At 72.6% G+C, this 26,173-nt stretch carries 19 protein-coding genes; 13 read left to right on the top strand and 6 right to left on the bottom strand.

Annotated features, from left to right (window positions below; genetic code table 11):
* The first annotated feature begins 8 nt into the window (after positions 1 to 8).
* On the top strand, positions 9 to 458 hold the full coding sequence (locus tag OHA64_RS04780; RefSeq protein WP_405608287.1) for a hypothetical protein: 450 nt from the start codon (positions 9 to 11) through the stop codon (positions 456 to 458).
* A 112-nt stretch (positions 459 to 570) separates the two neighbouring features.
* Here OHA64_RS04780 and OHA64_RS04785 read toward each other — a convergent pair whose 3' ends face one another.
* Complete coding sequence (locus OHA64_RS04785) at positions 571 to 1,938, bottom strand: alpha-lytic protease prodomain-containing protein (RefSeq protein ID WP_405608290.1); 1,368 nt, start codon at positions 1,936 to 1,938, stop codon at positions 571 to 573.
* Between the two features lie 332 nt (positions 1,939 to 2,270).
* On the opposite strand from OHA64_RS04785, the gene OHA64_RS04790 reads away from it, so the two are divergent.
* The 6 genes from OHA64_RS04790 (at position 2,271) to OHA64_RS04815 (ending at position 9,626) form a co-directional block, all read left to right on the top strand.
* A complete protein-coding gene (locus tag OHA64_RS04790; RefSeq protein WP_405608293.1) occupies positions 2,271 to 3,401 on the top strand; it encodes a substrate-binding domain-containing protein in 1,131 nt (376 codons plus the stop codon).
* Between the two features lie 120 nt (positions 3,402 to 3,521).
* Positions 3,522 to 4,853: an ABC transporter substrate-binding protein gene (locus tag OHA64_RS04795; protein WP_405608296.1), complete on the top strand. Its 1,332-nt coding sequence runs from the start codon at positions 3,522 to 3,524 to the stop codon at positions 4,851 to 4,853.
* 27 nt (positions 4,854 to 4,880) lie between these two features.
* Positions 4,881 to 5,858, top strand: coding sequence for a carbohydrate ABC transporter permease (locus tag OHA64_RS04800; RefSeq protein WP_405608299.1), 978 nt, complete (start codon positions 4,881 to 4,883; stop codon positions 5,856 to 5,858).
* On the top strand, positions 5,855 to 6,718 hold the full coding sequence (locus OHA64_RS04805) for a carbohydrate ABC transporter permease (RefSeq protein WP_405608302.1): 864 nt from the start codon (positions 5,855 to 5,857) through the stop codon (positions 6,716 to 6,718). The genes OHA64_RS04800 and OHA64_RS04805 overlap by 4 nt, the downstream gene beginning before the upstream one ends.
* Positions 6,719 to 6,759: 41 nt before the next feature.
* Positions 6,760 to 7,740 carry a hydroxyacid dehydrogenase gene (locus tag OHA64_RS04810; protein ID WP_405623867.1) on the top strand — a complete coding sequence of 327 codons (981 nt, stop codon included), beginning with the start codon at positions 6,760 to 6,762 and terminating at the stop codon, positions 7,738 to 7,740.
* Positions 7,737 to 9,626 carry a DUF2264 domain-containing protein gene (locus tag OHA64_RS04815; RefSeq protein WP_405608305.1) on the top strand — a complete coding sequence of 630 codons (1,890 nt, stop codon included), beginning with the start codon at positions 7,737 to 7,739 and terminating at the stop codon, positions 9,624 to 9,626. The genes OHA64_RS04810 and OHA64_RS04815 overlap by 4 nt, the downstream gene beginning before the upstream one ends.
* Positions 9,627 to 9,701: 75 nt before the next feature.
* Here the strand turns inward: OHA64_RS04815 and OHA64_RS04820 are convergent, their stop codons facing one another.
* Positions 9,702 to 10,034 carry an SCO0607 family lipoprotein gene (locus OHA64_RS04820; RefSeq protein ID WP_405608308.1) on the bottom strand — a complete coding sequence of 111 codons (333 nt, stop codon included), beginning with the start codon at positions 10,032 to 10,034 and terminating at the stop codon, positions 9,702 to 9,704.
* Between the two features lie 354 nt (positions 10,035 to 10,388).
* On the opposite strand from OHA64_RS04820, the gene OHA64_RS04825 reads away from it, so the two are divergent.
* From OHA64_RS04825 to OHA64_RS04850, 6 genes are all read left to right on the top strand, one after another.
* Entirely contained in the window at positions 10,389 to 11,972 is a 1,584-nt protein-coding gene (locus OHA64_RS04825) for an acyl-CoA carboxylase subunit beta (RefSeq protein ID WP_405608311.1), read from the top strand.
* A gap of 158 nt (positions 11,973 to 12,130) precedes the next feature.
* On the top strand, positions 12,131 to 13,948 hold the full coding sequence (locus OHA64_RS04830) for a fatty acyl-AMP ligase (RefSeq protein WP_405608314.1): 1,818 nt from the start codon (positions 12,131 to 12,133) through the stop codon (positions 13,946 to 13,948).
* On the top strand, positions 13,945 to 18,114 hold the full coding sequence (locus OHA64_RS04835) for an acyltransferase domain-containing protein (protein WP_405608316.1): 4,170 nt from the start codon (positions 13,945 to 13,947) through the stop codon (positions 18,112 to 18,114). Before OHA64_RS04830 ends, OHA64_RS04835 begins: the two co-directional genes overlap by 4 nt.
* 60 nt (positions 18,115 to 18,174) lie before the next feature.
* Positions 18,175 to 19,107: an alpha/beta hydrolase gene (locus tag OHA64_RS04840; protein WP_405608319.1), complete on the top strand. Its 933-nt coding sequence runs from the start codon at positions 18,175 to 18,177 to the stop codon at positions 19,105 to 19,107.
* Positions 19,108 to 19,229: 122 nt separating this feature from the next.
* The gene (locus OHA64_RS04845; protein ID WP_405608322.1) at positions 19,230 to 20,456 is read left to right on the top strand and encodes a PucR family transcriptional regulator; all 1,227 of its coding nucleotides are present in this window, start codon (positions 19,230 to 19,232) and stop codon (positions 20,454 to 20,456) included.
* A 150-nt stretch (positions 20,457 to 20,606) separates the two neighbouring features.
* Positions 20,607 to 21,248 (top strand): cutinase family protein, encoded by a 642-nt coding sequence (locus tag OHA64_RS04850; protein ID WP_405608325.1) that lies wholly within the window; start codon positions 20,607 to 20,609, stop codon positions 21,246 to 21,248.
* 110 nt (positions 21,249 to 21,358) lie between these two features.
* On the opposite strand, the gene OHA64_RS04855 is transcribed toward OHA64_RS04850, so the two are convergent.
* The 4 genes from OHA64_RS04855 to OHA64_RS04870 form a co-directional block, all read right to left on the bottom strand.
* Entirely contained in the window at positions 21,359 to 23,080 is a 1,722-nt protein-coding gene (locus tag OHA64_RS04855; RefSeq protein WP_405608328.1) for a hypothetical protein, read from the bottom strand.
* Between the two features lie 177 nt (positions 23,081 to 23,257).
* Entirely contained in the window at positions 23,258 to 23,431 is a 174-nt protein-coding gene (locus OHA64_RS04860; protein ID WP_405608331.1) for a CsbD family protein, read from the bottom strand.
* A 132-nt stretch (positions 23,432 to 23,563) separates the two neighbouring features.
* The gene (locus OHA64_RS04865) at positions 23,564 to 24,445 is read right to left on the bottom strand and encodes a diacylglycerol/lipid kinase family protein (protein WP_405608334.1); all 882 of its coding nucleotides are present in this window, start codon (positions 24,443 to 24,445) and stop codon (positions 23,564 to 23,566) included.
* Positions 24,446 to 24,537: 92 nt separating this feature from the next.
* Positions 24,538 to 26,127 (bottom strand): FAD-binding oxidoreductase, encoded by a 1,590-nt coding sequence (locus tag OHA64_RS04870; RefSeq protein WP_405623869.1) that lies wholly within the window; start codon positions 26,125 to 26,127, stop codon positions 24,538 to 24,540.
* Between the last annotated feature and the right edge of the window lie 46 nt (positions 26,128 to 26,173).

Genomic DNA, 26,173 nt, shown 5'->3' on the forward strand with positions numbered 1-26,173 from the left:
GAGGGCTCATGAGCCGCCGATCACTCTCGACTCTGCTGGCCGCGGGGGGCGCCGCCGCGGTGATGGCGCTCACTCAGGTCTCCGCCCAGGCCGCTTCGTTCCAGGGGGGCAACTACGGGGCGTACGGAATGGAGGGCCAGTACCCCACCATCTCCAGTTGCGCGGGCACGTTCCAGCAGGTCGGTGCCACGCGCTACTCCGAGGGCATGGCCCTGAAGTACTTCTACTCCTCCAAGTGCGGGTCCTTCGCGCGGATCGAGAACTCCCGCGCCAACTGTGCCGCCGTTCTGGAGCGGTCGAACTCCGGCACCGGGCGGGTCGACGGCTGGGTCTCGGAGACCGTCGACTCCGGCATCAACTACGCGTACACGAAGATCGGCAACAACCTCAACGGACGTGTCTCGCGGGCCCTGCTCTCGTGCGACGGCCACGACGCGGTCTTCACGAACTGGTACTGACGACTCAGCAGTCGGCACCGACATGCACTGAGCGGTGAACCGTCCCCACGGACGGCTCACCGCTCAGTTGCTTCATCCAGCCCGTCCTACGGCCTGCCGACCGCGGCAGCCGTCAGACCCGCTGCCACAGCGCCGGCGTGGCGGCCGGCTGCAGCACTCCCTGCGCCTGGTGAGACAGCAGACACACATAGGAGACACCGTCGTACGTCACCTGTGCTCCGGTGTCGTAGACCCGGCCGCTGGCCCACGAACCGGTCGGGTCGGCGGGGGCTCCGGGGGTCTCGGCCTGCGCCGCGTTCGTCTTCAGGACGACTCCGTAGGTGCTCAACACCGGGTTGATCGGCTGGTAGAAGGTGGTGCCGCCGGTCGTGCAGTCGCCGGAACCGCCCGACAGGACGCCCTGTGCCTGCGCGCCGGAGATGTAGGGGCCACCCGAGTCGCCCGGCTCGCCGCAGACCGTCGTACGCGTGACTCCGTCGACGGTGCCCTCCGAGTAGCTGACGCTGGTGTCGTGCTGCTGGATCGTGCCGCAGTGCCACCCGCTGGTCGATCCGGAGCGGCAGACCGAGGCGCCGACCAGAGCCTGCGCCGAGCCGGCGACCTGGACGTTCTCGCCGCCCGCGCCCTTGACGTAGGGCGTCGCGGTCCAGTCCTTGTTGGCGGCGATCCACGACATGTCGTGGCCGGGGAAGACGGAGTCCTGGAAGACGCCCTGTGCCACCTGGTTGAAGCCGGTGGTCGTGTCCCCCTCCTCGCCGCAGTGCCCCGCGCTGACGAAGCCCTGCTGCTGCGCCTTGGTGACGGCGAAGCCGACGGAGCAGCGGGCGGTGTCCTCGATGTAGTAGGCGTCGCCGCCCCGGATGTCGTGCAGGGCCCGCGGGCGGTCCGCCGACACCTTCACGTCCACCAGCGTGCCGTCGATTCCGGCGGTGGTGACGAGGGCCTCCCCGGCGGCCTGGCTGGTGGCCTGGACCGTCACGCGGTTGGTGCGCACGTCGACGTAGCGCACCGGTGCCTTGAGGGCGGTGGCGGCGGTGACCGCGCCGTCCAGCTTCGACTTGGCGGCCCTGAGGTCCTCCAGACCGTTCTTGACGACCGCGGCCTTCGCTCCCTGGGCCTTGATGGCGGAGGCGTCGGCGGCGTCGGTGGTCGCGACGGTGAGGTCGGCGGAGGTCGCGCCCTGCACCCAGGCGCCCGCGAAGCGCTTACCCAGGGCGATCTGCAGCCGTCCGGCCCGTGCACCCGCCTCGGCCTCGTTCTCCAGGCGCGTCCTGGCCTGAGCCTCCGTCAGTTGCAGATCGTGCCGCAGCGCGGTCAGCATCGCAGGCGCCGGTGCGTCGGCGCCGAGCGTCCGCGCCGCCGAGGGCGCGTCCACCGGTACGGGGGCCACCGCGGCCGACGCCTCGGGCAGTCCCGACAGCACCAGCGTGCCGAGCGCGGTCACGGCGGCGCAGGCCGCCGCGATGTGTCTGGGGGGCATACACGTCTCCTAGGTCTCAGCGCGAAAACGCATCGAACCAGAGCCTTTGCCGCAAGTCGGGCGGATGATGTCCCGCATCCGCCGGTTCCGCGTATCGGACGACAGGAGGGGCCCGCCCGGCGCAACGGGGCGCTCCGCACCCGGGCTCGAGCCCCGGGTCGCCGGCCTCGGTCACGGGCGGTCGCGGTCACCCGCCCGGCGCAGCGCGGAGGCCGCGGAAACGTCACTGGTCCGTGGCCGAACGTGTGGAGTACTTGTGGCCCCGCTTCTCAGGACGATCGTTATGATGGCGCGCATCGCTCAAACGAACATCCATACGCTCGGGAGGCCTCGTGCGGGAGCCGGTCGATCTCAGGCATCAGCGGATCGTGGCCGCGGTGGAGGGGCGGGGTACCGCCCGGGTCAGCGATCTCGCCGCCGAGCTGCGGGTGTCGGTGGTGACGATACGCCGGGACGTGGAGGAGCTGGCCCGTGCGGGCAGGCTGCACCGCGGACACGGCGTGGTCCACTCGACCCTGCCCGCACAGCACCTTCCCCCCGACCGCGGGGACAGCGGCGGCGGCAGCGCCACCGCGGACCCGGACGGCGACACGGTGGCCGTGGTCGTACCGGAGCGGCACTCGTACCTGTACGAGACCCTGCACGGCGCGCGTACGGTGCTCGCGGAGGCGGGCCTGCGCATCGCGCTGCACATCGCCCCCCAGACCGCCGGAGCGGAGCGCCCGTTGGCGGAGCGGGCGCTCGCGGCCGGCGCGCGGGGTCTGCTGCTGGCGCCCCGGTGGCGCACCCCCGCCGTCGAGGAGGCCGACTACGGATGGCTCGCCGCGCTGGAGGTGCCGGCGGTGCTGATGGAGCGGCGGCCACGGGCGGGCAGCGCCCTGCACGCCCTGGACTCGGTGTGTTCGGACCACTGGTACGGCGCGCATCTCGCGGTGGAGCACCTGGTGGCGCTCGGTCACCGGCGGATCGTGTTCGCGACCCGGGACGACAGTCCCACCGCGCGGAGCCTGCGGGCCGCGTTCACCGAGATCGCCGAGGAGCATCCCCTGGTCGAGGAGTGGGCGTGGGCGCTGAGTTCGCCGGGGGTCGGCAAGGACGGGCCGTACACGGCGCACGAGACGGCGGACGTTCCCACCCTGCTGCGCGAGCTCGGTGCGACGGCGGCGGTGCTGCACAGCGACGTGGACGCGTTGATGGCCGTCCAGCAGTTGTCGGAGAACGGCGTGCGCGTGCCGGAGGACTGCTCGGTGGTGGCGTACGACGACGTGCTCGCCGGGCTCGGCACCATCCCACTCACCGCTGTCGCCCCGCCCAAGGCCGAAGTCGGACGGGCGGCCGCGGAGTTGTTGTCACAACGCCTGAAGAGCGGGTACGGCACCGGGGCGCCGGTGCGCCGCGTCCACTTGCTGCCGTCGCTCACGGTGCGGGGTTCGACGAGGCAGCCGATAGCCCCGCAGGAATGAGCGTTTGACCGCTTCCATTTTCATCTGATCGTTCTATTGACCGTTTGCGGTCGGCGCGATGAGGATTCCCGTGTCCCGAACCGCCGTGTCCCACCGACACGCAGAGCCGCGGGAGGCACCATGCTCGGTCGGCCCAGTCGCCGATCCGTGCTCGCCGCGACGGCCGCCGTACCACTGTCAGGAGCCGTGAGCGCCTGCAGCGGGACGTCGGACTCCTCGTTGCGCAGCACCGGCAAGACCACGCGCGTCACGTTCTGGTCCGCCCTGCGCGGCAGCCAGGAGGTGGTCGACGCCTTCAACAAGACCCACGACAGCGTCCAGGTCGACTTCCAGCAGATTCCCTCCGGAACCCAGGGCGGCTACGCGAAGCTCAGCAACGCGGCCCGGGCCGGCAACGCCCCGGACGTCGCCACCATCGAGTACCCGCAGATCCCCGGGTTCGCCATAGACGGCGTCGCCCGCGACATCACCGACCTGGTCGGCGACAGCCTGCGCCGCAAGCTGCTGCCGCAGGCGCTCGGGCTGACCACCTTCCAGGGACGGGTGTTCAGCGTCCCGCTGGACGTCGAGCCCATGGTGCTGCACTACCGCGCCGACCTGTTCGACCGCTTCGGTCTCCAGGTGCCGCGTACCTGGGAGGAGTTCGCCGAGCTGGCCCGCACGGTGCGCCGCAAGGCGTCCGAGAGGCGGCTGGTGCTCTTCCCCACGGACGGGGGGACCCAGTTCGCCTGCTATTCCTGGCAGGCGGGCGCGCGGTGGTTCGACACCGGCAAGGGTGCCTGGAACATCTCCCTCGCCGACGCGCCCACCCGGCGCGTGGCCGCGTACTGGCAGCAACTCATCGACCGCGACGACGTGTTCATGAACGCCGTCGAGAGCAGACAGTACGACGCTCAGATCGCCGATGGGCTTGCGCTCACCCGGCTCAGCGGCGCCTGGGACGCCGGCTCGCAGATGAACAGGCAACCGGAACAGAAGGGGCTGTGGCGCATCGCACCCCTGCCGCAGTGGGACACCGGGCGCCCCCACGTCGGCACGCACGGCGGCTCCACGTTCGCCATCACCAAGGACTGCCGGGTGCCCGAGGCCGCGATGGAGTTCATCGAGTGGCAGGTGTCCCACCCGGACTCGCTGCGCGCCCGCCTCTCCAGCGGCACCAGCAGCCAGTACCCGGCCGCCACCGAGCTGGTCGCCGTCGGCCGCAAGGCGTTCGACCGCTCCTACTACGGCGGCCAGGACATCTACACGCTCTTCCAGCAGGAAGCCGACAAGATCCGGAACGGCTGGAAGTGGGGGCCTCGGATGACCGCCACGCTGAAGGTGATGCAGGACAACTTCGCCCGCGCGAGCGGCGGCCAGGGCTCCCTCATCGACTCCGTGCGCGCGGCCCAGGACGGCACCATGCCCGACCTCAAGGCCCTGGGCCTGTCCACCACCCAGCACAGCACCTGAGCCGCCCGAAAGGCAGGTGAACCCCCCATGACCGCGACCACCCAGCACCCGTTGCCCGTCACCGCACCACCGAGCGCCGCACCGGCCGCCGACCGGCGCGCCCGCAAGGCTGCCCGCCGTCGCCAACTCACCGCCTGCGGCGTGCTGATGACGCCCTTCTTCGCCCTGCTGGTCACCGTCTTCCTGGTCCCCGTCGGTACCGCCGTCTACCTGAGCTTCTACAGCGACGACCAGCCCGGCCTCGGCTTCGGCCCCGAACGCACCGTCTTCGTGGGCCTGCGCAGCTACGCGGCGGTCCTGACCGACCCGACGTTCCTCGGCGGCCTCGGCACCGTCGCCCTGTACTGCCTGATCTACATCCCGCTCATGGTCGTCGGCGCGCTCGCCCTGGCCCTGCTGCTGGACTCCGGTGTCGTGAAGCTGCGCGCCTGGGCGCAGTTGGGGCTGTTCCTGCCGCACGCGGTGCCCGGGATCATCGCGGCCCTGATCTGGCTGTACCTGTACACGCCCGGCATCAGCCCGATCATCGACCTGTTCGCCCATGCCGACATCACTATCGACTTCCTCGGCGTGCACACCGTGATCCCGTCCATCGTGAACATCGCCCTGTGGAGCAACCTCGGCTACAACATGGTGGTCTTCTACGCCGCCCTGCAGGCCGTGCCCCGCGAGGTGATCGAGGCCTCCGTGGTCGACGGCGCCGGGCCGGTGCGCACCGCGTTGCAGGTCAAGACTCCGCTGGTGCGCGCCTCCATCGTGATGGTCGCGATGTTCACCCTGATCTGGGCGCTGCAACTGTTCACCGAACCGGTGCTGCTCAGCCAGTCCTCCCCGATGATCAACTCCCGGTTCTCGCCGAGCATGTACATCTACGACGCCGCGTTCACCCGCAACAACTACAGCCTGGCGGCGGCCGCCTCGGTCGTGCTGCTGCTGTGCACGATCGCCCTGTCCTACGGCGTCACCCGCTGGACCAGCCGAGCCGACGCCCAGGAGGTCCGATGAGCGCCACCGACAGCACCCTGCTGCGCCCCCGACTGCTGGGCCGTACGACAGTCAACGCCGTCGTCGTCCTCTCCGTCCTCTACACCCTGCTGCCCGTGCTGTGGCTGGTGCTCGCCGCGACGAAGGACCGGGACGCCCTGTTCGGCAGCGATCTGCTGTCGCTGAAGGACTTCTCCTTCGGGCAGAACCTGCACGACCTGTTCGCCATGGACGGCGGCCAGTACGGGCGCTGGTACCTCAACAGCCTGCTGTACGCCGTACTGGGCGCCGGAGTCGGCGCGCTGGTGAGCGTGGCGTGCGGCTACGCCTTCGACAAGTACCGCTTCCGCCACAAGGAGAAGCTGTTCGGCCTGGTCCTCGCGGCGGTGATGGTCCCGCAGACCGTGCTGGCGCTGCCGCTGTACCTGATGGCCTCGAAGACCGGGCTGGTCAACACCTTCTGGGCGGTGTTCATCCCGGTCCTGTTCAACCCGTTCGGTGTCTACCTCGGCCGGATCTTCAGCCAGGGATACGTACCCGACGAGGTGCTGGAGGCGGCGCGCATGGACGGCGCGGGCGAGCTGGTCGCGTACTTCAGAGTGGCGCTGCGGATGCTCGGGCCCGGACTGGTGACCGTCTTCCTGTTCCAGCTGACCGCGATCTGGAACAACTTCTTCCTGCCCATGGTGATGCTGTCCGACCAGGACCTGTATCCCGTCAGCCTCGGCCTGTACCAGTGGAACAGTTCGGCGTCCGTGTCGCCCGAGTACTATCCGGTGGTGATCATGGGTTCGCTGCTCGCCGTGCTGCCGCTGATCCTCGCGTTCATCCTGCTCCAGCGCTTCTGGCGCGGCGGGCTGACCGCCGGAGCCGTCAAGTGAGCGCCCCGGGACCGGGGTTCCGCCCGCGGGCCGCCCTGGCGATGTCCAAGGACGCCGCCCGTGCCGTCTGGGACCCCGCGTCGCTCGACGGCCTCGCCCGGATCTGTGATCTCGTCCCGCTTCCGGTCCTCGACGACCTGAGTACGGCGCGCGCACATGAGGTGCTCGCCGACGTGGATCTGCTGGTCACCGGCTGGGGCTGTCCTGCGCTGGACGCGTCGGTGCTGCGGGCCGCGCCCCGGTTGAGGGCCGTGGCGCACACCGCGGGCAGCGTACGCGGCCATGTCACCGACGCGTGCTGGGAGCGCGGCATCGAGGTGTCCTCCGCCGCGGCGGCCAACGCCGTGCCGGTGGCCGAGTACACCCTCGCGATGATCCTGCTCACCGGAAAGCACGTCCTGGAGCGGGCCCGCGACTACGGCGCCTCGAAGCGGCGCGCGAACTGGCTGCGCACATCCCACGAAGTCGGCAACTACCGCCGCACGGTGGGCATTCTGTCGGCCTCGCTGGTGGGCCGCCGGGTCATCGAGCTGCTGCGCCCGCTCGACATCGAGGTCCTGCTGTACGACCCGTACGTCTCCGACGCGGACGCCGTGGAACTCGGAGTCCGGCGCGTGGAGTTGGCGGAGCTGTTCACCCACTGCGACACCGTCAGCGTGCACACGCCGTTGCTGCCCGCGACCCGCGGACTGGTGAGCCGTACGCTGATCGACTCCATGCAGGACGACGCGGTGCTGATCAACACCTCGCGCGGTGCCGTCGTCGACCAGGAGGCGCTCACGGACGCCCTCCTGGGCGGTCGGGTCCGAGCCGTCCTGGACGTCACCGATCCCGAAGCGCTTCCGCCCGACCACCCGTTGTGGGCCTGCGAGAACGCGCTCATCACCCCGCACCTGGCCGGCTCCGAGGGCAACGAGTGGCGCCGGCTGGCCGACCACACCCTCGCCGAGATCGAACGGTGGGCCTCCGGCTCCGGGTTCCGGCATCCGGTACAACGCGAAAGGCTGGCCTTCCTGGCATGAGCATCCCGTTCGAACTGCCCGCGGAGGACCGCGAGTCGAGCCCCTACACCGGCTACACCCGGGCCCACTGGGAAGCGGTGGCCGACGGGCTGCTGACCGCGGCGTGGCGTTGGAGCACACCCGGCGGCGCGCTGTTGGACCTGCCGGGCCGGCCCTCACGTTCGGGGGTGCGCTCCGACGGGCTGGAGGGCTACGCCCGGACGTTCCTCGCCGCCGCCTTCCGGGTGGCGGGCGCCGGGGGCGACGATCCGCACGGCTGGCTGGACCGCTACGCGCGCGGCCTCGCCGCCGGCACCCGTGACCCCGGCCGCGACGACGCCGAGTCCTGGCCGCTGATCCTCGATCACCATGTGCAGGGCCAGCCCATGGTCGAGTCGGCGTCGGTGGCGCTCGGGCTGCGGCTGACGGCCCCGTGGCTGTGGAAGCACCTCGACGGCGACGTGCAGGACCGGGCCGAGGAGTGGCTGCGCGGCTCACTGCGGCACACTCCGGCGCCGAACAACTGGTACCTGTTCCCCTTCACGGTGGCCGGTTTCCTGGAGTCGGTCGGCCGGGGGGACGCCGAGACGGCAGCCGTGCGGGAACGCGCGCTGGAGCTGATGGAGACCTGGTACCGGGGCGAGGGCTGGTACGCCGACGGCGACGGGCGCGCCTTCGACCACTACAACGGCTGGGCGCTGCACCTGTATCCGGTGCTCGACGCGTACCTGCGCGGCGACACGGACCTGTCCGCGCGCTACGGCCCCCGGCTGCGCGACCATCTGGAAGGGTTCGCGCTGATGTTCGGCGCGGACGGGGCGCCGCTGCACTTCGGCCGTTCCCTGACCTACCGGTTCGCCGCATCGGCGGCCGTCGGTCTGGGCGCCCTGACCGGGGACACCCCGCTCTCCCCCGGCACCTCCCGGCGGCTGGCGAGCGGCAGTCTGCGGTACTTCCTCGAGCGCGGCGCGCTGACCGACGACGGTCTGCTGAGCCTGGGCTGGTTCGGCCCGCACGAGGCGACGCTGCAGTCGTACTCGGGTCCCGCCTCCCCCTACTGGGCGTCGAAGGCGTTCGTGTCGCTGCTGGCGCCCGCGGACCATCCGCTGTGGACGGCCCGCGAGGAGGCCGCGCCCGTCGAGGAGGCCGACCGGGTGCTCGCCCTGCCGGCACCGGGTCTGCTCGTTCAGGTGACGCGCGGCGACGGGATCGTACGACTGCACAACCACGGCAGCGACCATGTGCGCCCGCACGAGGGGGAGGACGCCCGAGCCGACGATCCGCACTACGGACGCCAGGCCTACTCGACCCGTACCGGGCCGACCGCGACCGGGAACATCGCGGACAACCATCTGTCGCTGGAGGTGGCCGGCCGGCGCAGCGTGCGGCGGCGGATCCATCCGCTCGGCGCGGGGCAGGGCGACGGGTGGGGCTGGGCGGCGTCGTGGCACCTGCCCGTGTTCGCCGGCGGGCCGCCCACGGTGCCGGGGCTGCGGGTGGAGAGCGTGACGGTGGCGCACGGGCCGTACGAACTGCGGGTGCACCGGGTGGTCGGGGCTCCGGCCGGAACCCTCGTGACGCAGACCGGGTGGGCCACCGGCCCCGAGGAGGAGCTGGTGTCGACGCTGCACGGCCCGCACGGATGGACCGGGCCCGCCGAGCCGGCCCGGGCCCCGCAGGGCACCGCCTACACGCCCTGGGCCCGGGTGCCGCGACTGGTGGGCCGGGCCGGGGGCACCACGGTGCACGTCTGTGTCGCGCTGCTGACCGGCGGGGCGGCACCGGATGACCCGGCGGAGGCCGTCACGTCCGTGACGGTCGACGGTGCCGAGGTCGAGGTGGGATGGGGCGGGGCGCTGACGCGGATCTCGTTCGAGCCGCTGACGGTGTCGCACGACCCGGTGTGACGGACGGTGCGGTTGACGGCCGGGCACGGCGGGGCGGTTCGGCGCGGCCCCGTGCGGCCTGGCCGCCCCACTCGTTCACTCAGCGGGCGCCTTGATGATGTCGCCCTTCTCGTCGATGGTGTGGGTGCTCCAGTACACGTCCCACTTGTCGCCGACGTGCTCGGGTACCTTGCCCTCCGGGTAGCGGACGTATCCCTCGGGCGGGTCCTCGCCGTTGGACACGCACGCGCCGCCGGTACTGCCCACCGTCATGACCGGGTACTCGCCGCCGCCGCACTGGGCGTCCTCCGCGGAGCAGCCGACCAGCAACGCGGCGGTCACGCAGGCCAGCGCGAGGCCCCACACGGACCGCGTCCGGCGCCCGCTGATCGCGAGCGAGGTCGGGTGAACTCGGTTGTCGGTACGCACAGTCGGCTCCCTCTGGGTGGCTTGTGGGACCAGCCTGCGGGAGGTGGGAGGACCGCTCATGAGTACCTGTACTCAGATGCGCGAGGTCGTCCTACCCGAGTCGGCGTCGGCCGGGGCGGGGTCCTCGCGGACCACGAGACTTCACGGTGATGAAGAACGGCAGCACGGCGACTCCGGCACCTCAAAGGTTTCCAACAGCACGGGCATAGCCCGTCCGGCGCGTGTGCGGTGTCTGTACGTCGCTTGTCACGCCCGGACGAAGCCTCGCCCTTCGGCACTCACCTCAGGCAAAGGCCGCCCCGTTCCCCCCGGTCCGCGTCCGAGGCGCTGCCATATTCGAAGGCCACTTCGGAGGTGGCTGTGACGACTGAGGCGACAACGTCCGAGGCAAGGCAGACCGCGCGGTCCGTGCCCGACGGCACCGCCGACCGCATCGCCGACCTGGAAAGGCGTCGGGCGCGGGCGGTGTCCCCGGGCGGGGCCAGAAGGCGAGGGGAGTTCGACGCCCGGGAGCGGATCGACCGACTGGTGGATGCCGGTTCCTTCACCGAGACGGGGCTGTTCGTCCGGGCCCGGTCCGCCGGGGACGGGTCCCGCCGGCCCCACGGCGACGGGGTGGTCACCGGGACCGGCACCGTCGACGGCCGTCCGGTCTGTGTGTTCGCGCAGGACTCCGGCGTCTTCGGCGGCAGCATGGGCGAGGCGTTCGGCGAGAAGACCATCGCCCTGATGGACCTCGCCCTCAAGACCGGTTGCCCGGTCGTCGGACTCAACGACGGCGGCGGCGCCCGGATCCAGGAGGGCGTCGCCTCGCTCGCCCGCTACGCCGAACTGGTCCACCGCAACGTGCGGGCGTCCGGGGTGATCCCGCAGATCTCGGTCGTGCTCGGCCCGTGCGCGGGCGGGGCCGCCTACTCGCCCGCGATCACCGACTTCACGGTGATGGTGGACGGCGCCTCGCACATGTTCGTCACCGGACCCGACGTCATCGAGACGGTCACCGGCGAACGCGCCACCGCCGAGGAACTGGGCGGCGCGCACACCAGCAACTCCGTCAACGGCAACGCCCACTTCCTCGCCGCCGACGAGGAGGACGCCCTCGACACCGTGCGCGACCTGCTGTCGTACCTGCCCCCCAACAACCTGGAGCGGCCCCCGGAGTACGCCCCGGCCCCGCCGAGCGCCGACGGTGTGCCACTCGACGAGGTCGTCCCCGACCGGCTCGGGCAGGCGTACGACATGCGCGACGTGCTGCGGGCGGTCGTCGACGACGGTGAACTCCTCGATGTCCAGGAGCTGTTCGCGCCGAACATCATCTGCGCCCTGGCCCGGGTGGAGGGGCGTTCGGTCGGGGTCGTGGCCAACCAGCCGCTGCACGCGGCCGGTGTCCTCGACATCGACGCCTCCGAGAAGGCCGCGCGGTTCGTGCGGTTCTGCGACGCCTTCGCGATCCCGCTGCTGACCTTCGCGGACGTCCCCGGCTATCTCTCGGGCGTCCGGCAGGAGCGGGGCGGCATCATCCGGCGCGGCGCCAAGCTGCTGTACGCGTACGCCGAGGCGACCGTTCCCAAGGTCACCGTGGTGGTGCGCAAGGCGTACGGCGGCGGGTACGCCGTGATGGGCTCCAAGCACCTGGGCGCCGACGTCAACCTCGCCTGGCCCACCGCCCGGATCGCCGTGATGGGAGCCGAGGGCGCGGTGGGCCTCCTGCACCGGCGCGAACTCGCCGCCGCCGACGATCCCGAGGCGCTGCGCGCGCGGCTCGTGGCCTCGTACGAGAGCACTCACGGCACGCCCTATCTCGCCGCCGAACGCGGCTACGTCGACGCCGTCATCGCGCCGCGCGAGACCCGCGACCAGGTCTGCCGGGCCCTGCGCACCCTGCATGGCAAACGCGCACCGATGCCACAGCGCCGGCACGGCAACATCCCGCTCTGACCGCCCCCCATTCCTTCGCATGGGCCCAACTGGTCAGCCGGCCCGACCCGTTCACCCCACTCCGCCCCAACACCCGTGTGCCACCGCTCGATCCGCCCCGCCCGACCGACCCGCGCCACCCGCGAGCCGCCCCCGCGACGTGAGGAGCCACGCCACCCATGGACAGCCGCCGCCCCCCGCTCGCGCCCCCGTGCCGGACCCTGCCGGAGTTCGTGCGGCACTGGGCCGAGACCACCCCCGAACGCCGGGCGTTCACCTTCGTCGACCATCCCGCCCCGCACTCGCGCGGCGTCCACCGCACCCTGACCTGGAGGCGCCTCGACGTGCGTGTACGGGCGTTGGCCGCCCGGCTCGCCGCCGAGGCCGAACCCGGGGCGCGGGTCGCGCTGCTGTGCCCTCAGGGCACGGAGTACGTCACCGGGTTCCTGGCGACGCTGGCGGCCGGCCTGGTTGCCGTACCGCTGTACCCGCCGAGCCTGCCGGGGCACGCCGACCGGCTGTCGGGGGTGCTGGCCGACGCGACGCCGACGGTCGTGGTGACCACCAGCCGCGCCCGGGCGGAGGTCCGGGAGTTCTGCGACCGTGCCGCGGTACGGGTCGTCGCCGTGGACGACGTGCCCGACTCCGCCGCCGGGGACTGGCGTCCGGTCGCGGTGGACGAGGACGCGACCGCCTATCTGCAGTACACCTCGGGTTCGACCCGGGCGCCGGCGGGCGTGGAGATCACCCACGGGAACGTCGTCGCCAACGCCTGGCAGGCACTGGCCGCCTACGGTGCCGACATCCATCCAGTGACCTGCGTGGGCTGGCTGCCGCTGTACCACGACATGGGGCTCGTGCTGAGCGTCGCCGCTCCGGTCGCCCGCGGGGTGCCGTCGGTGCTCATGGACCCGGCCGCCTTCCTGCATCAGCCGGCGCGCTGGCTGCGCCTGCTCGCCGCGCATCCGCGCGCGATCAGTGCCGCGCCCAACTTCGCCTACGACTACTGCGCCTCGGCCGTCACCGCCGAGCAGAAGACCGATCTGCGGCTGGACGGGGTGGCCGCGCTGATCAACGGGAGCGAGCCGGTGCGCCCCGGCACCGTCGACCGCTTCCACGCCGCCTTCGCCGCGCAGGGACTCGCCGCGGACACCCACTGCCCGTCGTACGGGCTGGCCGAGGCGACCGTGTTCGTCAGCGCCGCCCGGCCCGGTGAGCCGTTGCGCCGGTTCGCGCTCGACCGGGACGCCCTCGCCTCCGGCAAGGCCCTGCACGCCCGCCCGGACGACCCGAGAGCCGTCCTGCTCGCGGGCTGCGGCACCCCGGCCGGCCAACGGCTGGGCGTCACCGACCCGGCGACCGGCGCGGTCCTGTCCGAGGGGGAGATCGGGGAGATCCGGGTACAGGGCCCCAACGTCGGTCGCGGCTACTGGAACCGGGCCACCGAGAGCCGCCGCGTCTTCGGCATCGAGCCCGCGGGACCTGCTGGGTCCGCAGAGTCCGCAGAGTCCGCAGAGCGGACCGAGCCCGTCGGCCTCACGGCCGGAGCGGGGCGGTGGCTGCGCACGGGGGATCTGGGGACGGTGCTGGACGGCCACCTGGTCGTCACCGGGCGGCTGAAGGACCTCATCGTCGTCGACGGGCGCAATCACTACCCGCAGGACATCGAGGCCACCGTCCAGGACACGCATCCGGCCGTGCGCCGCGACCGCCTCGCCGCCTTCTCCGTCCCGGGACGGACCGCCGAGCGGGTCGTGGTGGTGGCCGAGCACACCCGGTCCACCACCGTGTCCGAGATCGACGTACCGGCTCTGGTGCGGGCGGTGCGCGGGGCCGTCTCCACCCGGCACGGGCTGCGGCTCGCCGACGTCGTGCTCGTGCCGCCGGGAACCGTGCCCCGGACGTCCAGCGGGAAGGTGTCCCGGGCGTTGACCCGGGCGCGCTATCTGGCCGGCACCTACACCGAGGCCGCCGGAGCGTCCGAGGTCGCGCGATGAAGGCCGTCGGCGAGGCCGCGCTGCGCCGCCTGATCGCCGAGCGGGTGGCCGGCTGGAACGACATGCCGGTCGGGTCCGTCCCGATGGACCGGCCGCTCGCGGACCTCGGCATGTCCTCCCGGGACGCGGTCGCCCTGGCCGGGGAGCTCGGTTACGTCCTGGGCCGCGAACTGCCGTCGACGCTGCTGTGGGAGACCCCGACCGGCGACGCCCTGGTGTCGCGTCTGTGCGGCGAGGCGGAGGAAGTCACTCCGGTCGCCGTCGACGACCGGTCGGCGCCCGGCAGGCCCGGCGGGCCCGGAGAAAACTACGAGCCCGTCGCGGTCGTCGGGGTCGGCTGCCGTCTGCCCGGCGCGGTGCACGGGCCCGCCGACTACTGGCGACTGCTGGACGAGGGCACCGACGCGATCCGCCGGGTGCCCGAGGACCGGTGGCGCGACTTCACCCCGTTCCCGCCCGCCGACGTGCCTCCGTACGGCGGCTATCTCGACGACATCGCCGGGTTCGACGCGGACTTCTTCCACATCACCCCGCGTGAGGCCGCCGTGATGGACCCTCAGCAGCGGATCCTCCTGGAGGTGGTCCACGAGGCGCTCGCCCACGCGGCCGTCCCGGCCGCCTCCCTCGCCGGCACCCTCACGGGTGTCTTCGTCGGGATCTCCGCCCCGGAGTACGGGCAGCTCACCGGCGCCGACCCGGCCGCCGTCGATCCGTGGGCGCCGGCCGGCGCGGCCCTCAGCGTGGCGGCGGGGCGGCTGTCCTACGTCCTGGACACGCGGGGCCCGAGCATGGCCGTGGACACCGCCTGTTCCTCCTCCCTGGTCGCCGTGCACCACGCCTGCGTCAGCCTGCGCACGGGCGAGAGCGACACGGCGATCGCCGCCGGCGTCAACCTGCTGCTCTCCCCCACCGTCACCATGGCGTTCCAGCGGGCGGGGGCGTTGGCGCCGGACGGCCGGTGCAAGCCGTTCTCGGCCGCGGCCGACGGCATCGGCCGCGGCGAGGGCTGTGCGGCCGTCCTGCTGAAGCGGCTGTCGGACGCCGAGCGGGACGGCGACCGCGTCCTGGCGGTCATCCGCGCCACCGCCGTCAACTCCGACGGCCGTTCCGGCGGCCTGATGGCGCCCAACCCGGCCGCCCAGCGGGCCGTGTTGAGCACCGCGTACGCGCGGGCCGGCCTCGCCGCGTCGTCCGTCGACTACGTCGAGGCGCACGGCACCGGCACGCCGCTCGGCGACCCGATCGAGGCCGGCGCGCTCGACTCCGTGCTCGGCCGGGACCGCGACCCGGACCAGCCGCTGCTGGTCGGCTCCGTGAAGGGCAACCTCGGCCATCTGGAGTCGGCGGCGGGCGTCGCGGGCCTGGTGAAGACGGTGCTCGCCCTCCATCACGACCGCCTCCCGCCCTCCCTGCACTGCGCGGACGGCAGCGCCCTGGGCGACGCACGGCTGCGGGTGGTGACGGAGGCCGAGCCGTGGCCCCGCTACGGCGGCACGGCCACCGCCGGCGTCTCCGGCTTCGGGTTCGGCGGCACCAACGCCCATGCCGTACTGGAGGAATGGCGACCCGGCGCCCTGGTGCCGGACGCGGGCGGGGAACCCGTAGCCCACCTGTTCCCGCTGTCCGACGTGGACGCCGAACGGGTCCGCGACACCGCGGCCCGGCTCTCCGACTGGCTGCACACGCCGAACGGCGGCACCGCCCGCCTCGCCGACCTGGCCCGCACGCTCGCCGGACGCACCGGCCGCGGACGGGCACGCGCCGCCGTGACGGCCCGCGACCGGGCCGAACTCGCCGACGCCCTGGGCGCGTTGGCCCGTCAGCGGCCGCACGCTCGGGTCGTCACGGACGAGCGCGACCTCGTCGGGCGCGGACCGGTCTGGGTGTTCTCCGGGTACGGCAGCCAGTGGGCCGGCATGGGTCGGCGGCTGCTGGCGGAGGAGCCCGCGTTCGCCGCCGCCGTGGAGAAACTGGATCCGCAGCTCGCCGCGGAGTGCGGGCTGTCGCTGTACGACCACCTGGCGACCGGCGGTGACCCCGACCGGCTGGAGGTGGCCCAGCCCGTCCTGTTCGGGCTTCAGGTGGCGCTCGCCGAGTTGTGGCGGTCCCGGGGCGTGGAGCCCGTGGCCGTGATCGGCCACTCCCTGGGCGAGGTGGCGGCCGCGGTGTGCGCGGGCGCCCTGGACGTGCCGGACGCGGCCCGGATCGTCGCCGTACGAGCCCGGTTGCTCAGCGGGTTGAGCGGGGGCGCGATGGCCGTGGTCGACGTACCGGACGACGAACTGGACGGCCTGCGACGGGACTTCCCGGGCGTGCATGTCGCCGTGCACTCCTCGCCCCGGCAGAAGGTCGTGACCGGGCAGGAGCCGGACGTGGCCGCGTTCGTGCGGCGGCTTGAGGAGCGGGGTCGGGCCGCCCGGGTCATGCGGGTGGTCGGCGCGGGGCACTCACCGCAGGTCGACGCGCTGCTGCCGGAGCTGACCGAGGCCCTGGCCGGGCTGCGGGGACGGCCGCCGCGTGTTCCCGTCTACTCCACCGTCCTGGACGACCCGCGCGGCGAGTCCCGCTTCGACGCCGCCCACTGGGCCGCCAACCTGCGACGGCCCGTACGCCTGGACCGGGCGGTGGCGGCGGCCGCCGAGGACGGTCACACCGCGTTCGTCGAGATCTCCCCCCACCCGGTCCTCGGGCAGGCGGTCGTGGACACCGTCGCGGACGCGTTCGTCGTCGGCACCCTGCGCCGGGGCGCCGACGACTCGGCCGCGTTCACCGCACAGCTCGGCACCCTGTACACCGCGGGGCTGCGGCTGCCCGTGCCGTCCGGCCGGGTGGTCGACGTGCCCGCTCCGCGCTGGCGGCATGTGCGGCACTGGTGGACGGACGGCGTCCGTGACCGTCGTACCGAGCCGACCGGCGGGGCGACTGCGGCGACTGCGGCGCGGGGCGCGACGGAGGCCGGCTCCGGTCCCGGCTTTGGCTCCGGTTCCGGTTCCGGTTCCGGTTCCGGTTCCGGTTCCGGCTCACGCTCCGGCTCCGGCTCTGATTCCGTCGTGGATCGTCTGCGCCATCACGTCGCCGCCGTCACGGGCCACCCGTCGGCGCGCATCACACCCGGTACGGCGTGGGCTGATCTCGGCCTGGACTCGCTCATGGCGGTCCGGATCCGTGCTGCCCTGCAGTGCGAGTACGGCGTCGAACTGTCGCTGCGCGACCTGCTCACCTCCGCGACCGTCGCGGAGGCGGCCGACCGGATCCGGCGCGTCCTCTCGTCCCCGGTGCCATCCCCGGCGCTGTCCGGGGCGACTTCTTCGACTTTCTCGGCGACCCCTTCGGCAACCTCTTCGGTGGAAGACGGCTCCCCGCTGCGGGTACTGCGCGGCACCGGTTCTCGGCCTCCCTTCTTCCTCTTCCACGCGGCCGGCGGATCGACCGACGTCTACCGGCGGCTCGCCGAACGGCTCGGGGACGACCAGCCGGTGTACGGGCTGGAGCGGCGGGAGGAGACGGGCACGGTGGCGGACAAGGCACGCCGGTGTGCCGACGCCATCGCCGCCGCCCGTCCCGACGGCCCCTGTCTGCTGGGCGGTTGGTCCTTCGGCGGCTTCGTCGCCCAGGAGACCGCACGGCAACTGAAGGCCGCCGGGCGCACCGTGGACCTGGTGGTACTCATCGACTCCGTACGGCCCCTCCCCCGGCCCGGCCACACCCCCGCCGACCGGATCCGCGCCCACCTCACCGGGTTCGCCCGGCACGTCGGCGACACCTACGGCGTCCCGCTGGAGCTGCCGTACGACGATCTCGTGGCCCTGGACGACGACGGCGAGCGCATCGACGCCGTGCTGCGTGCCGTGCGCGAGGTCGCCGACGTGCCGCCCGCCGCGCTGGAGCACCAGCGATCCTCCTATCTGGACCTGCGGATCGGCGAGGCCCACCGGCCGGGCCGGTACGACGGACGGGTGCTGCTGTACCGGGCCCTCGAAGCGGCACCGCACACCGTGCGCGACCCGGCGTACGAGCGCGAGGACGAGGCGCTGGGCTGGGACGAGGTGTGCCCGCGTCTGAAGGTGGTCCCGGTGCCCGGACACCATCTGTCGCTGCTCGATCCGCCGCACGTCGACGAGATCGCCGTACACCTGCGGCGGGTGTTCGCCGAGCAGACCCACTGAACCGGACCCCGAGCGGCCCGGCCGCGACGGGAACCCCGAGCCGGAAACCTAGGAGCCGCCATGTCCCCCCACTCCACCCCCGTCTCCCGACGCACCGTCACCAGAGCGGCAGCCGCCGCCGGGCTGGCCGTCCTGTTCGGAGCCGGGCACGCCCGGGCCGAGACCCGGGTCGGGCCGCGCACCCTCGACGTGTCCGTGCCCTCCGCGGCCCTGGGCCGCACAGCGCCCGTGCGGCTGATCCTGCCGTCGTCCTTCGCCACCCAGCCGAACCGTACGTATCCGGTCCTGTACCTGCTGCACGGCGCCCACGACGACTACACCTCCTGGACCCGGGAGACCGACATCGAGGCGTTCACCCAGGGCCGCGAGCTGATCGTGGCGATGCCGGACGCCGGACCCACCGGGATCCCGACCGCCTGGCGCAACGGGCCCGACTACGAGACGTTCCAGCTGGAGGAGGTGCCCGCACTGCTGCGCCGCGACTACCGGGCCTCGGGGATGCGGGCGGTGGCCGGGGTCTCGACCGGCGGGTACGGGGCGATGGCGCACGCGGCCCGGCACCCCGGCATGTTCGGCGCCGCGGCCTCCTACAGCGGCATCCTCGACACCACCGCGCCCGGCGTGCCGCCCATCATGGACGCCATCGTGGCCCGCGAGAACCTGACGCCCGCCTCGCTCTGGGGCCATCCGATCCTGAACCTCCTCACCTGGCGGGACTTCAATCCGCGCGCCCGCGCCCAGGGCCTGCGCGGCACCGCCCTGTACGTCTCCAACGGCAGCGGCGTCGGGGGCGGCGGCGGTGATCCGCTGCCCGGGGTGCTGGAGAGCGCGCTGTGGCCGTCCGCGCACCTGTTCACCAACGCGCTGGCCGTTCTCGGCATCTCGGTGACGACGCACCTCTACTCCGGAGGCGGGCACGACTGGGCGTACTGGAAGCCGGAGTTCGCCGCGTCGTGGCCGATGCTCGCCCGTGCGCTGGGGCTGCCCGAGTGATGTCGGAGCCATGGGGGCACGGAACGGAGCGCAGGGGCCGTCCGTCCAACACAGGACGCCCCACTCACCCCACGGGGAACACCCCACGGGTGAGCCGCTTCCGGGTGAAAGGAGTGTCCGCGATGGCTGTTCCCGCCCCGCACGGCGACCTGGCCGGCCCCGGACCCGCACCGGTACCGCCCGAACTGGCCAAAGTGCTGCGCGACCAACTGGAGTTGGTCGCCGACGAGGTGGAGGAGGAGGTCAGACGGCAGGTTCCCGAGTACGCGCGGCCCGCCGACGGGACCTATCGGGAGAACCTCAGAGCCGGGGTGGTGCTGGCGCTGACCCTGTTCGTCGACCACATCGCCGATCCGCGCGGACGCGGCGACGCGATCGCCGCGACGTACTACGAACTCGGGCGCGGCGAAGCCCTGGAGGGCCGCAGCCTGGACGCGCTGCAGTCCGCGCTGCGGGTCGGCGGGCTGCACGCCTGGCGGCTTATGGGGCGTACGGCGGAGGAACTCGGACTGGACTCGGCGGTCGTGGCCGCGCTCGGCGAACTCGCCTTCCAGACCGTGCACGAGGTCGCCGAGGCGGCGGCCGCCGGCTACGCGGAGGCCCGGCTGCGCAGCACGGACGAACTGGAACGGCGTCGAAAACGCCTGCTCGACCTGTTGCTGGGGGACGGGCCGGTGGCCCTGGAGGCGGTGCACGATCTGGCACACGGCGCGCGCTGGTCGGTGCCGCGGCAGGTCGCCGTCGTCGCGCTCGCGGCCGGGCCGGAGCGGCGCGAGGAGGACCGGCCGCTCGCCGCGGCGGGCGCGCTGGTGGACATGGCGTCCCGGCCGCCGCGCATGCTGGTGCCCGATCCCGACGGCTCCGGCCGGTTCGGCCGGGCGTTCGCCCTCGCCCTGCGGGGCCGGCCGGCCGCGATCGGGCCGACGGTTCCGCTCACAGAGGCACCGCGGTCGCTGCGCTGGGCCAGCCGTGCCCTGGGGCTGATGGGTCGTGGGATCCTGCCCCGGCAGGGGGTGGTGCGGTGCGAGGACCACCTCTCGACGCTGCTGCTGTACGGCGACGAACCGCTGCTGGCGCAGGTGCAGGCGCGTGTCCTCACCCCCCTCGACTCCGTGTCGGCGGGGCAGCGTCCCCGGCTCGCCGAGACGCTGCTGGCCTGGCTGCTCAGCGGCAGCAACGTCCCCGACGTCGCCGCACGGCTGCATGTCCACCCGCAGACGGTCCGCTACCGGCTGCGGCAGCTGGAGAAGCTCTTCGGCGAGGCGCTGCACGAGCCCGAGACCCGGCTGGACCTGGTGCTGGCGCTGCGCGCCGAGGCGTTGCGGGAGCAGGGGGCGGAGGGTCGATGAAATTGCCCTCGGGAATGATGCTCATGCGGGCACAAAAAGACGCGGTAATTCCATAATCCGCTGCATAACAGTCCGTCAGGAAAGCGAATACGTTCGGGACCGTTCCTTTTCGCAGGCGCATCACGCGCCCCGCACGCAGAGGATTCCCCCATGCGCATCCGCTTGTGCCTCGCCGCTCTCTCCCTGGCCGGCGGGGCCGGACTGGCCACCCTCTCCGCCCCCACAGCAACGGCCGCCGCCTGCACCGACATCGATGTCGTAGCGGCCCGCGGCACCTTCGAACCGGGCACGCTCGGCTTCATCGTCGGCGACCCGGTGTATTCCGCACTCCAGAAGAAAATCACCGGAAAGACCCTGTCCAGCTACAAGGTGAACTACCCCGCGGACCTTTCGCTGACCTCGGCGGCGCAGGGCAACACGGACCTCGTGAACCATGTCAGGAGTCAGGCCGCCGCATGCCCGAACCAGCGTTTCATTCTGGTGGGCTATTCGCAGGGCGCGAACGTCGTCGACAACTCGATCGGTATCAGCAGCGCCGGCGCGGTGGTCGGAAGCCCGATCGTGGCCACCATCCCCGCCGCCCTGGAGCCGAAGGTCTCCTCCGTTCTGCTGTTCGGCAATCCCATCCGGGCGATAGGCAAGAGCGTCACCGGCACCTACCAGAGCCGCACCATCGACTTCTGTGCCAAGGGCGACCCCGTCTGTGAGAACGGAGGGGGTGACGTGGGGGCGCACCTCGGCTACACCGCCAACGCGGACGCGGCGGCGGCCTTCGCCGCCGGCAAGGTCTGAGCCGGACCGGCTCCGAGCCGAAGCGGCCCTGAGCCGGACCAGGTGTGACCGCACAGCACAGTGGGCCCGGGAGGTGATCGCCTCCCGGGCCCATCCGCGTGTGCCGCCTCCTATCGGGGTGAGCGCGCGAACCGCGCGAGGTTGGTGGAGGTGGGCTCGGGCCGTCCGTTGTTCTGTACGGGCGCCGCGGTCAGCACGTCGAGGTGCTGGTAGCCGTCGGCGACCACCGGGTGCAGGTCGGCCGGGACCCGGCCCGCCAGCAGCCCGTCGCCCGCGAGCACGGTGAGCGTCGGATTGGCGGTGAGCCCCTCGGGATGCGCGACCAGCCCCTTCACCTGCGGTGAGGTCGACAGCTGGAGGTCGGTGACGAGCTTGGTCGGGAAGTACTGCTCGGTGAAGTCCAGCGGCTGTTCCGCGAGACTGCGGGCCAGCTCCTTGATGTCGGTGACCTCCTTGCCCGCGCTGGTGAAGGGGGTGCCGTCCGCCGACCGGTGTCCGGGGTCGTCGGGGTCGCCGACCCGGTCGTAGTTCCGCCAGGTGTACAGCGGTCCGTGCGGGGTGTCGGGGATGGCCTTGTACTCGGTGCCGAACAGACCCGGTTGGGCGTCGCCGCCGTTGGCGACAGGGAAGTTCTTGTCCGTGACCGGTCCGCCGTCGAAGAGTCCGACGCTGCTCTGCAGGAACGCCAGGGGGACGGAGTTGTCGTCCATCAGCGCTCCCAGGACGGCCGCGTTGGTGAGGCGGAAGTCCTTCACAGCGGGTGTGCCGCTGAGGAAGGTGGCGGTGTCCTTGGAGAACAGAAAGCGGTTGGTGGCCTCGATGTTGACGTTGACGGGCAGATAGCTGGGCAGGTCGGCCTCACCGTCGGGGGCGTCGACCACGCCGAGCCCCGCGATCGCGAGCAGGGTCATGGTCTCGGGGTTGAGCAGCACCGGCGCGGACAGGGTGCGGGAGAGCAGCCCGCTGTCCAGGCCGGCCTGGACCACGCCGTAGCCGAGGCCGATGTCGGGCAGGTTGGTGTCGTCGGGGAGGCTGCCGCTGAGGTCGCCGAGAGAGGTGGAGACGGTGGTGTCGAGGGCGAAGTAGCCGGCGCACTGGTTGTGTCCGGCGTCGGCGGTGGTGGCGGGGTTGCCGTCGAAGTCGGCGGTCGCGAAGTACCCGGTGATCACTCCGCCCAGCGAGTGGCCGCCGCACAGCACCTTGTCCTTGCGCAGTCGCTGGTCGGGGAGTTCGGCGGCCAGCAGGTCGTACTCGTCGCGGACGGTCTGCCCGATGCCGAGCTTCGCCATCCAGCCGAGGCGGTTGTTGCCGACGTAACCGTCGAAGGTACGGCCGGCGACCTGTTTGCCGCGGTAGTAGTAGTCGACGGAGGTGTGCTGGTCGCCGGAGGCGATGCCGGTGTGGTCCTCCAGGCAGTTGGAGCGCCGGTCCAGGGCCCAGAACTCGATGTGGCTGCCCTGCTCGGCTGCGCGGGCCACGGTGTTGCGGGCGACGCTGTCGAACGCCCCGGCGCCCTCCAGGATGCCCGGCTGGGCGAGAAGGACCCGGTCGGCGTCGGACGAGGAGGCCGGTCCGGCGGAGGAGCGGTAGCGCAGGTACGACAGCCAGTCGCACGCCGCCGGACGCGCCCCGAAGGACGCCGGCAGCGGCACCTTGACCCGGACCACCGACTCGACCACTCCGTCGGCCGGAGCCGACGTCGTCACCGGCGTCTCGGTCCGCGCGCCCTGTGCCTGGGCCCCGGGGGCGACGGCTGTCAGCGTCCCCGCGGTCAGCAGTACCGCCAGCGCGGCACTTCGCCACGTTCTCATTCTGCTGCGACTCGTGTTCATAGCGGGACGGTAGGGCCGGGGCCGTGGTCCGCTCAGGTGGTGCTCACAGGAATTCAGCTCATCCGCGCGCTCTTTGTCACCGGATTACACAGAAGGGGCGGGGCCCCGTCCGATGAACGGAGGTCCCGCCGGGGATTTCTTGATGTTCGGTGTTCGGCAGATCGGTGCTCGCGGAGTTCAGTGCTTGAAGGTGTCCTTCGTCTTCTCCTTGGCCTGACGTGCGTCGCCCTTCGACTGCCCGGCCCGGCCTTCGGCCTCCATGCGCTCATTGCCCACCGCGCGGCCGATCGTTTCCTTGGCCTTTCCCTTGGCCTGTTCCATCTTCGCCTTGGCCTTCTGGTTACCGGCCACGTTCCTCACTCCAAGCCACGCTCGACTTCGGTGTCCGTACTTCGGGTAGCCACGTCGGCAATTCCCAAACCGTGCGGAGAATTGCGCTCTGATTTCCGATGTGCCGCGTTTTCCGGCCAGGGGAGGCCGGGGTCAGGACAGCACCTGGAGCGCTCCGGGCAGCACCCTGGCCGTCACCGGCAGATCGGCCTCGACCTCGCCGTCGGCGCCGTAGGGCACCGTGCGGTCGGCCTCGACACGGACCTCCCTGCCACGCAGGACGCGCACCTCGGGGCGGTGGACGTGGGCGCCGGACCTGAGCTCGTTCATCAGGGCGAAGAACAGCCGGCGCGGTGCCTCGCGGATCATCACGACGTCCAGCAGGCCGTCGTCGAGGCGGGCGTCGGGGGCGATGAGACGGCCCGACCCGTAGTAGCCGGAGTTGGCGGCCACCACCGTGTAGCCGGTGTGCGGATGTTCCTCGCCGTCGACCGTGACCCGGAAACGCGCCGGTCGCCAGGTGGCGACCGCTCTCAGCCCGCCCACGTAGTAGGAGGCGGTGCCGCGCAGGACTCTCGCGCGGTTGGCGTGCCGGTTGGCCAGCGCGTCCACTCCCGCGTACACGCTGCCGAGCACCACCGTGCGGTCGTGGACGGCCGAGCTGACCTCGATGGTGTCGACCGGCCGTGGCGCGTGGTGCAGCAGGATCCGGGCCAGGTCGGCCGGGTCGGCGGGCAGTCCCAGCGCCCTCGCGAAGTCGTTGCCACGGCCGGCCGGGACGAGCCCGAACAGCGCGCCGGTACCGCTGAGGGCTCCGCCGACGCGGCCGGTGATGCCGTCGCCGCCGACGGCGAGGACCACCCGCCCCCGCTCGCCCGCCTCCCGGGCGATGTCCTGGGCGTGGGCGAGGCTGCGGCTGTACTCGGTGTCCAGTTCGGCCCCCGCCTCCCGCAGCAGCCGTGCCACCGCGAGCAGGGCCGCGGCGCCGCTGGATCCACCCGCGGTGGGGTTGACGACGGCGGTGAACTGTCGCATCGGGGTGCCTCCGGGGCTGACGGGAAGACGGGAAGACGGGAGAACAGGATTACGGGACGGCCGGACGGCTGGATCGTCGGGGGGGGCAGGGGTCAGTCCGCGGGCAGCAGGACTCCGGGGTTGAGCAGCCCGGCCGGGTCGAGGCGCCGCTTGACCGCGCGCAGGGCTTCGATGCCGAGCGCGCCGGCCTCCCGGACGTACCAGTCCCGGTGGTCGGTGCCCACGCCGTGGTGGTGGGTGATCGTGCCGCCCGCGGCGAGGATCGCGTCGCCCGCCGCGTGCTTGGCCCGGGTCCAGTGCGCCACGGGATCGTCGCCCTGGGCCGAGACCACGGTGAAGTAGAGCGAGGCGCCGTTCTCGTACACGTGGGAGATGTGGCACATGACCAGGGGCGGGGTACCGGCGTCTGCGAGGGTGCCGGTGAGCGCCTCGCGGACGGCGGCGTACAGAGCGGGCAGGCGTGACCAGAAGGCCGCCGTCTCCAGTGTCTCCGCGAAGGCCCCGGCGTCGAGGAGGGCGTCGCGCAGATAGGGGGCCGAGTAGCGGCCCTGGACCCAGTGCCGTCCGGGCTCCTCGCCCAGGGAGGTTCCGCCGTGGCCGCTCAGCACGGCCGCGGCCCGCTCCCGCTGGTGCGCGGTGTCCTCCTCCGTGCCCTCGAAGCCGACGACGGCCGTGCAGCCGTCGTTCCGCGGCGCCGGTGAGGAGCCGATGGCCTCGGGCCGGGCGAGGCCGATCAGCGTCTCCGTCTCGTCGGACAGCCGCAGGACCGTCGGGCGCGGCCCGTCCTGGGCGAGTCGGCGCAGTGCTGCGGCGCCCTCCTCGAAGGAGGCGAACCGCCAGCCCTCGTAGCGACGGATCCGCGGGACGGGGCGGATCCGGACGGTCACGGACGTGATGACGCCGAACGCCCCCTCGGACCCGAGGATCAGCTGACGCAGGTCGGGGCCGGCGGCCGAGCGGGGGGCGCGGCCCGTCTCCAGGGTGCCTTCGGGGGTGGCGAGGGTGAGTCCGAGCACCATCTCGTCGAAACGGCCGTAGCCCGCGGACGCCTGTCCGCTGGAGCGGGTTGCGGCGTAGCCGCCGATGGTGGCCCATTCGTAGGACTGGGGGAAGTGGCCGAGGGTGAAGCCGTGGTCGGCCAGGAGCGCCTCGGCCCGCGGGGCCCGCAGGCCCGGTTGCAGGGTCGCGGTGCGGGAGACCGGGTCGACGGCGAGCAGCCGGTCCATGCGGCGCAGGTCCAGGGCGACGAAGGCGCCCCGCGGGCCGGGGGCGAGACCGCCGACCACGGAGGTGCCGCCGCCGAACGGGACCAGCGCCAGGCCGTGTTCGGTGCAGGTCCGCAGCACGGCGAGGACCTCGTCGTGCCCCGCCGGGAGAACGACGGCCGCCGGAAGGTCCGCGACGTCGCCGTCCCGCATCCGCAGCAGATCGGGGGTGGACTTGCCGCGGGTGTGCCGGATCCGGGTCTCCGCGTCGGTACGCACGTGCTCCGCGCCGCCGACGGCGGTGACCAGGGCCTGGTGGGCGGCGGAGTCCAAGGGCGACGGCGGGACGGGGATGTCCCCCAGCGGCACCGGTTCCGTGTCGCGCGGCTCGGCCCCGAGCAGGTCGCGCAACAGCCCGATCACCGGTTCCGGCAGGGGTTGGGCCTTGGCCGGGTCGCCCCAGCCACTCCACAGCATGTCCACGGCTGTCGTCCTCACCGGTCGATTCGAGATGTGCCGTTCG

This window comes from Streptomyces sp. NBC_00076, assembly GCF_045041235.1.
GTDB lineage: Bacteria > Actinomycetota > Actinomycetes > Streptomycetales > Streptomycetaceae > Streptomyces.

Excerpts from the sequence above, each read along its gene's own strand:
- OHA64_RS04850 (WP_405608325.1), top strand. The coding sequence starts at position 20,607 with ATGCGCATCCGCTTGTGCCTCGCCGCTCTCTCCCTGGCCGGCGGGGCC.
- OHA64_RS04840 (WP_405608319.1), top strand. The coding sequence starts at position 18,175 with ATGTCCCCCCACTCCACCCCCGTCTCCCGACGCACCGTCACCAGAGCG.
- OHA64_RS04830 (WP_405608314.1), top strand. The coding sequence starts at position 12,131 with ATGGACAGCCGCCGCCCCCCGCTCGCGCCCCCGTGCCGGACCCTGCCG.
- OHA64_RS04870 (WP_405623869.1), bottom strand. The coding sequence starts at position 26,127 with ATGCTGTGGAGTGGCTGGGGCGACCCGGCCAAGGCCCAACCCCTGCCG.
- OHA64_RS04815 (WP_405608305.1), top strand. The coding sequence starts at position 7,737 with ATGAGCATCCCGTTCGAACTGCCCGCGGAGGACCGCGAGTCGAGCCCC.
- OHA64_RS04800 (WP_405608299.1), top strand. The coding sequence starts at position 4,881 with ATGACCGCGACCACCCAGCACCCGTTGCCCGTCACCGCACCACCGAGC.
- OHA64_RS04795 (WP_405608296.1), top strand. The coding sequence starts at position 3,522 with ATGCTCGGTCGGCCCAGTCGCCGATCCGTGCTCGCCGCGACGGCCGCC.
- OHA64_RS04805 (WP_405608302.1), top strand. The coding sequence starts at position 5,855 with ATGAGCGCCACCGACAGCACCCTGCTGCGCCCCCGACTGCTGGGCCGT.
- OHA64_RS04835 (WP_405608316.1), top strand. The coding sequence starts at position 13,945 with ATGAAGGCCGTCGGCGAGGCCGCGCTGCGCCGCCTGATCGCCGAGCGG.
- OHA64_RS04865 (WP_405608334.1), bottom strand. The coding sequence starts at position 24,445 with ATGCGACAGTTCACCGCCGTCGTCAACCCCACCGCGGGTGGATCCAGC.
- OHA64_RS04810 (WP_405623867.1), top strand. The coding sequence starts at position 6,760 with ATGTCCAAGGACGCCGCCCGTGCCGTCTGGGACCCCGCGTCGCTCGAC.
- OHA64_RS04780 (WP_405608287.1), top strand. The coding sequence starts at position 9 with ATGAGCCGCCGATCACTCTCGACTCTGCTGGCCGCGGGGGGCGCCGCC.
- OHA64_RS04785 (WP_405608290.1), bottom strand. The coding sequence starts at position 1,938 with ATGCCCCCCAGACACATCGCGGCGGCCTGCGCCGCCGTGACCGCGCTC.
- OHA64_RS04855 (WP_405608328.1), bottom strand. The coding sequence starts at position 23,080 with ATGAACACGAGTCGCAGCAGAATGAGAACGTGGCGAAGTGCCGCGCTG.
- OHA64_RS04845 (WP_405608322.1), top strand. The coding sequence starts at position 19,230 with ATGGCTGTTCCCGCCCCGCACGGCGACCTGGCCGGCCCCGGACCCGCA.